The following is a 3,582-nucleotide window of genomic DNA, read 5'->3' on the forward strand; positions in this document are numbered from 1 at the left end:
CGCGCGATGACGGGACCGACGCGCGATGACGGGACCGAAGGTGAGCACCCAGCGGCGGACGCTCTCGTACGTGACGATGATCCCGCGCTCGGCCAGGAGCTCCTCGACATCGCGGTAGCTGAGGGTGAAGCGAAGGTACATCCAGACGGCGCGCTGGATCACGTCACGTGGGAAGCGGTAGCCGGAGTACGAGAGCGGGCTCATACGGCCCGGCTACGATGCTGGATCGACCGCCGCAAGCCAGTCCGCCCGCCTACGTGACAAGCCCGCCGGACTGCCCTGGCTGCCGGCCTGCCGTCACGGCATGGTCAGGTATGCCGACGTCGCCAGCCCTTACCTGCGAAGTGAAAGTGGACGAAGCCTGGCGGCCCGTCAGCCTCAAGGAGGCACGCATTCTACCTGGCGACGTCGTGAAGCGCTGTCCGGTCTGCTACGGCCGCGTGACGGTGATGGGCGTCTTCACCGCGGAGGGCCACCTGACGCTCTCACACCGCCGATCGCACGATGGCTGCCCATTAATCCTGAAGTGCTATCGCGGCGTCCCGAAGCGGCATCCGGAGGCGGTGGAGTAGGCGTCACGCATCCCGGCAGGATAGCTGCCGGGGCGCGTATATCGAGGCGCGCATTGGCCCTGAAAAAATAGTGTAGACGGCGACGCTGTAGCTGCCATCGCGGCGGGGCGCGAACTATGGAGAGGCGCTCTGTGCGCGGCTCCAATATCGGCGGCAACATTACCTAATAATCAGGGAAATGAAAGACACCAAAGCGGAAATAGGATCTCAGCCAATAAGGCGATTGATATACCTAGTGATAATACCCAGTCGATGCCTCTAAATCCGGCCAGTTCAAGAGGTGCTGATTGCCGTTCAGACGCAAACATCGAATTCAAATACTGATCGATACGTGCACCATCATGACCGTTGTCGCGCATAGCAGTCCCTCAAGTTGTTAAGAGGGTAGGACCTGAACGATTCGGGTCCAGCCAAGCTTAGGAATATGGTATTTAGGTTTCGCTGTCTATCGTGCAGCGCACCCACGCCTTGCAAACAAACTATGTTATGAGAATATTCGGCGCCGACATCGCAATCCGTCACCCGCCGCCCCGCATTCGGCGCCTCTTTCACGAAGCGAGGGATGGACCGGCGACGGACGATAGCTCGCCCAGATTGTAACCGGAGGAATCATGCGAGCTTGAACTCGCCAGTCAGCACTGGGTTCGCATCACGCGCATAGCCGTGCTGGCTCAACACTTTCTGAGGCCAGGCGGGGAGGAGAACGCCCATGGCCACGAAGCCAGAACGGATTGAGTTCGCCCAAACTGCCCTCGACGCCTACATTCATGCTGAGGGTGCTGGTCGGCGCTGGGTTGGCGGCGTGCCAGCCTGCGATGTCGTTGATCTTATCACTGACCTTCTGCTCCTCGCAAAGGCTAAGGGGCACGATCCCTGCTCAGTGCTCACCAGGGCTAAGAGACACTTGGAGGCCGAGGCTTCGGAGCGCTGCTAGAACACAAAGAGCCCCCTCACTTCAGACAGCCCTTTGCCTTCAAGACTTCCTCAGCCGCACCCCTGGTCCCTCGCCGTTCTCCTTGACGAAGATGAAGTCGCAAGATGTGAGCGTGACGCCTCCTTAACCGCGCGTCGCTACCGCCGCCAGCATGTCCGACCACCCACCTGACCTGACCGGCTGACTTTGGACCGAGCTGATTGAGAGGATCAGCCAGGACCAGAGGAGTTGGGTCGGCGTCCGCCACTGTTGTCCGGCAGAGTTAATCGGCACGCGGACCGGGAACGGTCTGACGCCTGAACCCGTTGAGCGCTCCACCAGATCGGAGAGCAATCATGAAGTACCTCACCATCGCGGCCTCGGTGTTTGTGCTTGGCTTGCTCGCCGGCACCTCCGTTGAGGCGAAGGGCTGCATGAAGGGCGCAGTCGTCGGCGGTGCTGCCGGCCATATGGCGGGTCATGGCAAGACGGGCGCCGCGATGGGATGCGCGGTCGGCCACTACAAGGCCAATAAGAAGGACTGAGGCAAGGAGTAGCGTCCCCGCCAATTGCTGTAGGGATGCTGTCATCACCTCTACAACTGGTCGCTCTCGTTAAAGGATCTTCATGCGCTCTGTTGTGCTCGCTCTCATGATATTGATCGCTCCTAGCTTGGCGATTGCGCAAGGTCAGCCACCAATTCGGAGCCCGCAAGATGCTGCTTGCCGAAGCGAGGCGCAGGCCCGCGTGTTCGGAACACCAAATCCAGGCGGATTATCGATGCACGATTTGGGTGCTCAGATCTATCACGCTTGCATGAGGCGTTCTAAAGGCTCGGGCGGTTCCTCACGGGGCAGACGTCATCATACGCGATGATGTCGGTGCCCTCTCCACCCTGCCCGTAACGTTGCCCGTCGGGCACGGCTTTCGCCGCGTAGGGTTATTCCCTCTTGAGGGTGATCCACCAACGTTGACGGCGGACACTCCGGAGTGAGCCGCAGCAGCGATTACAGGGTCGAGCCCTTCCGTGCCTTTTCCAGTTGTATAAGCTCTTTTAGAAGGGTTTGCGCGAGAGCCGTATGTTGGGACTTTTCTACTGGCGCGATCTTCTTGCCGTAACTCGTGGTAACTGTCATGAGATTTCGGTCAACCTTGAAGGTGCCCGAGTAGGTTCTACCGTCTAGCTTGACGTGAATTGAGTGGCCCGACATGCGGAAGCCCTCCCGACTGCGTGGCAAACATCTCAGCAGTACATTTATCTCTGATATCTTTTTTCGTGACTGACGTTATCATAGAAAAACGGAGATGGCGCGCCTGGGAGGGCTCGATGTTTCGCCTCGAGAACGGAGCACAAAGCGCTCGAGATTTGGTCAGCGAGGCGATTAGACTGGATGTAGTAAGCCTCATCGAGCTCTACGGCAACGACGGGTTCAGAGTGGCTTGCGAGAGAGCCCAGCGAGCACGAGCAAGAGGAGATCGAGCGGAAAAACTGATATGGACCCAGGTAGCTCTCAAAGTACGGCACAGGTCCTTCGGGGACGCTTCGAAGTTGCCCGTTCAGGCTGAACCGGCACAACGAGCGAAGGGGCGTAAGCCTCGTCGTGCGACGCGTTCTAAGCCATGAGGCCCTGTAGATCGCCGCCAGCGCCAAAAGTCGGCGGCTCTGACTGGCGTTCCGGCTCGTCCGGGTCAGCCACCGCAGATCATCGGCGCAGATGTCGTCGTGCAGCGGTACGGCAGTGGGCATAGCAGAACCTCCTGGTTCGCCGCACCGAATGGCTAATGCCGCGCTGTGAGAGCCCGTGCGCGGCCTGGGCCGGGTCAGCGGATGTTTTCTCGCGGCCACGTCCAACAACGTGACAAGCCCCTAGGGCCTGTCGTCGCCTGAACGGACTGGCGGGGCTTGCGTTTTCCTCTCTCCAAGGCAGGAGGGATGATGCTGAGCGACGCGCAATGGTCTGAGCTGGAGCCGCTGGTCGAGGCGTGCCGTCCGAAGGCCAAGACGCCACCGCAGGACCTGCAACGCACACTCTCGGCCATTCTCTGGCGGCATCAGAACGGGGCGAAATGGCGGGCCATTCCGGAGGATCTTGGTCC

At 60.1% G+C, this 3,582-nt stretch carries 3 protein-coding genes and 1 pseudogene; 3 read left to right on the forward strand and 1 reads right to left on the reverse strand.

Going from position 1 to position 3,582, the window contains the following annotated elements:
- Positions 1-204 (reverse strand): annotated as a pseudogene (locus AC1DXK_RS30505) (IS6 family transposase); the annotation flags it as partial.
- 146 nt (positions 205-350) lie between these two features.
- Between AC1DXK_RS30505 and AC1DXK_RS30510 the strand changes: the two are divergent.
- From AC1DXK_RS30510 to AC1DXK_RS30520, 3 genes are all read left to right on the forward strand, one after another.
- Positions 351-572 carry a hypothetical protein gene (locus AC1DXK_RS30510; protein ID WP_456686584.1) on the forward strand — a complete coding sequence of 74 codons (222 nt, stop codon included), beginning with the start codon at positions 351-353 and terminating at the stop codon, positions 570-572.
- Positions 573-1,841: 1,269 nt separating this feature from the next.
- The gene (locus tag AC1DXK_RS30515; protein ID WP_456686585.1) at positions 1,842-2,030 is read left to right on the forward strand and encodes a hypothetical protein; all 189 of its coding nucleotides are present in this window, start codon (positions 1,842-1,844) and stop codon (positions 2,028-2,030) included.
- 1,391 nt (positions 2,031-3,421) lie between these two features.
- The coding region (locus tag AC1DXK_RS30520) for a transposase (RefSeq protein WP_477299674.1) at positions 3,422-3,582 on the forward strand (161 nt) is incomplete at its 3' end.

The organism is Methylobacterium sp. P3_A11 (assembly GCF_056403155.1).

Excerpts from the sequence above, each read along its gene's own strand:
- AC1DXK_RS30515 (WP_456686585.1), top strand. The coding sequence starts at position 1,842 with ATGAAGTACCTCACCATCGCGGCCTCGGTGTTTGTGCTTGGCTTGCTC.